Source organism: Caballeronia calidae (genome assembly GCF_900044055.2).
Lineage (GTDB): Bacteria > Pseudomonadota > Gammaproteobacteria > Burkholderiales > Burkholderiaceae > Caballeronia > Caballeronia calidae.
The window spans coordinates 1-2,233 of sequence record NZ_FCOX02000228.1 but is presented as its reverse complement, the minus strand read 5'-3'; the positions used below and the strand labels follow the sequence as shown (position 1 = coordinate 2,233).

The 2,233-nt window shown below is 57.2% G+C and carries 2 protein-coding genes and 1 pseudogene; 1 reads left to right on the top strand and 2 read right to left on the bottom strand.

Annotation, left to right across the window (positions count from 1 at the left end):
- Window positions 1-286 (bottom strand): annotated as a pseudogene (locus tag AWB78_RS49135) (ISAs1 family transposase); the annotation flags it as partial.
- A 416-nt stretch (window positions 287-702) separates the two neighbouring features.
- Between AWB78_RS49135 and AWB78_RS42200 the strand changes: the two are divergent.
- Window positions 703-1,878: a hypothetical protein gene (locus AWB78_RS42200; protein ID WP_232478131.1), complete on the top strand. Its 1,176-nt coding sequence runs from the start codon at window positions 703-705 to the stop codon at window positions 1,876-1,878.
- Window positions 1,879-1,951: 73 nt separating this feature from the next.
- On the opposite strand, the gene AWB78_RS49130 is transcribed toward AWB78_RS42200, so the two are convergent.
- The coding region (locus AWB78_RS49130) for a hypothetical protein (protein ID WP_232478130.1) at window positions 1,952-2,233 on the bottom strand (282 nt) is incomplete at its 5' end.

Below are 2,233 nucleotides of genomic sequence, written 5' to 3'. Positions count from 1 at the left end.
CTTGCGGGCGATCGCACGCTGACATCCCATCGCGTCAATGGTCACGATCGCGCCTTTAAGCAGCAGGGAATCAATCAACTCCGGTATCGCGGGGATTTCGTTGCTCTTGTCGGCCGTGCGGACCTTGCCCCAGCACCAGCCCCAGACCGGCACCATATGCCGAGACCAGATGAATCGCGCGTTTATCCTGCTGATGTGCGGCGCAGCCAGTCGGCTTCTCTTCGCCCCAAACCTGAACGGCAACCCAGTTGTCTGCTCCGCACAGGATCGCGCACAACGCGCTCACCAGAATTTCACTCAGACCATGCACAGGACTGTGCCTGCGGGATCGTCCAGACTACCAAACGCCTCTTCAATGCTAAGCACGCCCTGCATCGTTCACCCGCAGAAGATCCGCAGCAAACGATCTTCCCTCGTTGCTTATCCCTCGTTGCTTACAATCTCCCGTGACTTTTAACCATTAACACTCATTCGCGCAATTGCCTGACCGCCTACTGATGACGCCACAATAATTCATGTATCATCATGAACAATCATATTGCGACGTAAATTGAGATTATGAATCAAGCCCACCGGCGCGGCGAATCGCCAAACGACACCCAGCGCTATACGCGCGAGCGCTCGCAGCCTGCGCCTCATCGACCGATCAAGCCATATAAGACGGGGGGACCGCCGAGACATTCAACTCAGACGGCCTCGATCTTGAAAACGCGCGCCTTCAAAATGCTGGTGACTGCGGTCGGGAACGAGAACATCGCCTTGGCTTTAGATTCAAATCTAAGGCGCGTCAAGGAATTGGAGGAGGGCGAAGGGTTTACCTCCGAGACCGCGTTTCACATGGAAACGACCCTCGGCTTGCCTGACGGATTTTTTGATCAAGCCAATCCTGTCCTCCTCCCGGAAACCATTGCTCGGCTAAAGTCCCCACTGAAGGCAAATGCAGATATGGCCCACGCACGGGAAGACGTTAATAGTGGAACTGTCGTGGATCAAACTACCGCGCTCGAATCCCCTGAACACCCATTACCTGCGGAACTCGAAATGCCTCAGAACGAACGCAGCGATGCTGTACAGAAAGCCGCCCAGCACGGCACAGCTAAAGCTGCGCGCAAGACTGCGCATGCCGAAAAGGCGCCCCACGCAGCGTCCAAAGGCTTACGACAGCCCGGCTTGACGCCATCGCCGACGCCCAACGACTCGCGGGCGCTTGCGGAGATTCGCCGAGTCAATCTACATACGTTAACTCAGCGCAACGGATCGAAAGCTCAACTCGGCCGCCTATTGGAAATGAGCCAGTCCAATATCGCGCACCGTTTGCATGGCCAAAAGAGGATGGATGATGTAGAGGCCCGACGCGTTACCGATAAACTGGGCTTGCCCGCGGGTTGGCTGGACAAACCGCGCAAACCGACCGACGTGCCCGAAGCGATCGCCGACTTGCTGTCGCCGCCTTCGCGCCGATTATCCGCTCAGCCGCGACCGGACAAGGCGCATCTGAGCGCAAAATCCCGCGCACCAGCGTCGCCGCAGGAGGCCCCGACAGTGACAAGCCCCCAAGGTGAACACGCGTCACCGGTTGCTGCGGATCACCTCACTCTTTCGGCAGTCGCGTTGCCAGAATCTGCGGCTGAACCACCGTCACCACAGACCTCAAATGAAGATCTGTCGATGAAACCCTTAGACGATGGGACAGCGACCTTAGCGACGGCTGATTTGCCGGAGGCTCATTCCCCCACGCTCACCACCAGCCTCGAAACATTGCAGGGTATCGCACCGATTGCCGAGGCACTGCTCAAAACACTGGCCGGAAAGGCGCGGACCGGCCGCTTGGATGAAACGAAAGCACTGCAAGTGTTGCAGCAGATCATGCGCTTGTAATGTGCGTAGCTCACTAAAAATCACTAAAAATCGCGGCGAGCGTCGACAGATTCAAGCCGAAGCGCAACAGTCGTCAATGTTTAGTTTGCTTGCGGCTTGGAGCGTTGAGCAAACACCTAGAAGGGAGCATGAAACGCATGCGCGGGTCGACGACGATTGTTAGGCTGTCAGCAATCGCATCGAGATGGGCTTGGCTATGGACCGAAAGATCAGATGGGCAGGTATTCGCGCAGAAGCCATTGGTGTGCTCGCGCGACTGTGGACGAGCTGAATGTCGCTCTGGCACACAGGAGCCGCGCCTGCGCCGTTCCCGCCGGCCTCCTTCGGAAGCGATGCTGCTGTCGCAAAAAGATAA